The 1,864-nt window shown below is 75.8% G+C and carries 2 protein-coding genes; both read right to left on the bottom strand.

Features of this window, described 5'->3' with window-relative positions; translation table 11 throughout:
• Positions 1-242: 242 nt before the first annotated feature.
• Positions 243-818: a GNAT family N-acetyltransferase gene (locus RKE29_RS29680; RefSeq protein ID WP_312008808.1), complete on the bottom strand. Its 576-nt coding sequence runs from the start codon at positions 816-818 to the stop codon at positions 243-245.
• Between the two features lie 54 nt (positions 819-872).
• Positions 873-1,718, bottom strand: coding sequence for a GNAT family N-acetyltransferase (locus RKE29_RS29685; RefSeq protein WP_312008809.1), 846 nt, complete (start codon positions 1,716-1,718; stop codon positions 873-875).
• Between the last annotated feature and the right edge of the window lie 146 nt (positions 1,719-1,864).

Below are 1,864 nucleotides of genomic sequence, written 5' to 3' on the forward strand. Positions count from 1 at the left end.
CTGCTGCGCGAGGTCGCGGGCCGGCTGTCGGCCGCGGGCTGACCCCGGCGCCGTCGTACGGGTCCGGACCGCGGCCCGCCGCGCGCTGATCCGCACCGCACGCCCTGCGCCCCGTACGCGACGGGTGCCGGACCCCGGCCCGGGCCGCCTTCTCGGCCCGGGGCCCGCGGCCCGCGCGTACGGAGCGGACGGCCCTCGGCCCCTGGCCGTGGGGCCCGCACCGGATCGCCACCGCCGGCCGCTCAGCCGCGGCGGCGCAGCGGCAGGGGCGCGCCCATCACGGCGTACGCGCTGGGGGCGCTGGGGAAGAGGACCGGGCGGGCGAGGTCGCGGTAGCCCAGCGAGCGGTACAGGTGGCGGGCGGGGCTGTCGGTGTCGATCGCGGACAGCAGGCTGCGCGGCAGGTCGGTGCCCTCCGTAAGGGCGGTGATCAGCGTGCGGCCGATGCCGCGGCCCTGGAAGCCGGGGTGGACGTGCAGTTCGGTGATGACGAAGGAGTCCTCCAGCCAGTCCTCGTGTCCGGCGGTGCGCAGGTAGGGCTCGACAACCGTGGACCACCAGTGCGTACGGTCGTTCGGCATGCCGTAGACGAAGCCGACGAGCCGCCCGGAGGGTGTGGTGGCGCCGAGGGCGCGGGCGCCGGGGCTGGTCAGGTGGCGCAGCACGATGTGCCGCCGGACGCCGACCTCCTCGTCGGACAGTCCGAAGGCCAGGGCCTGTACGGCCAGGGCCTCGTCCACGCGCGCGGCGAGGTCGAGCGGTCCGACGACCACGTCCTCGGGGTCCTCGGGGCGCCGCCTGCCGGGTAGATGCAGCATGGGGCCGACCCTACTGGCCGGTGCATCCATCCAGCACGCGGCGAGCGGTCCGGGTCAGAACAGCACGCTCATGAACGAGCCGATCTCCTGGAAGCCGACGCGGCGGTAGGCGGCGCGGGCGGCGGTGTTGAAGTCATTGACGTACAGGCTGGCCACGGGCGCGACCTCGCGCAGCGCGTAGCGCAGCACCGCGGCCATGCCGGTGACGGACAGGCCCCGGCCGCGGTACTCGGGCGCGACCCACACGCCCTGGATCTGGCAGGCGCCGGGGGTGGCGGCGCCGATCTCGGCCTTGAAGATCACGCGCCCGTCCTCGACGCGGGCGAAGGAGCGGCCGGCGCTCACCAGTTCGGCGACCCGGGCCTGGTAGAGCAGGCCGCCGTCGCCGACGAGCGGGGAGACCCCGACCTCCTCGGTGAACATGGCGACGCAGGCCGGCATGATCACCTCCATCTCGTCCTTGCGGATGCGGCGGACGAGGGGGTCGGGCGGGATGTCGGGGGGACACGTTCGGGTGGCCATCAGCGGCTGGCGGGCGCGGATCTCGCGGGCGGGCCCCCAGGCGGGCTCCAGCCGCGACCACAGCTCGGCGGTGGCCTCGGCGGGGCCGACGATGGACGAGCAGCGGCGGCCGGCGCGGCGGGCCCGGTCGGCGAAGGCGCGCGCCGCCTCGGAGGTGGCGCAGACGGGCACGAGGTTGGCCCCGGCGTAGCAGAGCGATTCGAGCCGCCCGCCGTTGTACCACCCCCACATCTCGCCGCCGAGCCGCCACGGGTCCAGGCCCGCGACCCGCACGCGGGCGGCGACGAAGGCGTTGGAGACCGGGTCGCGGTCGAGGACCGCGAGGGCCGCGTCGATCTCGCCGGGTTCCAGGACCCGGGTGGTGGTGGTCGTCAGCACGTGTCGGTTGCCTCACCGGTTGCGGGCCTGCCGGCCGGGGACTGCCACAGGGGACTCGTGACTACGCACTGTACCGCGCGCGCCGGGGCCGGCGACCTCCTCGTACGGGTCCCGGTGCAGGTCAGCCGGTGACGGTGACCTCGGGC

The sequence above is a fragment of the Streptomyces sp. B1866 genome (assembly GCF_031932565.1).
Taxonomy (GTDB): Bacteria; Actinomycetota; Actinomycetes; order Streptomycetales; family Streptomycetaceae; genus Streptomyces.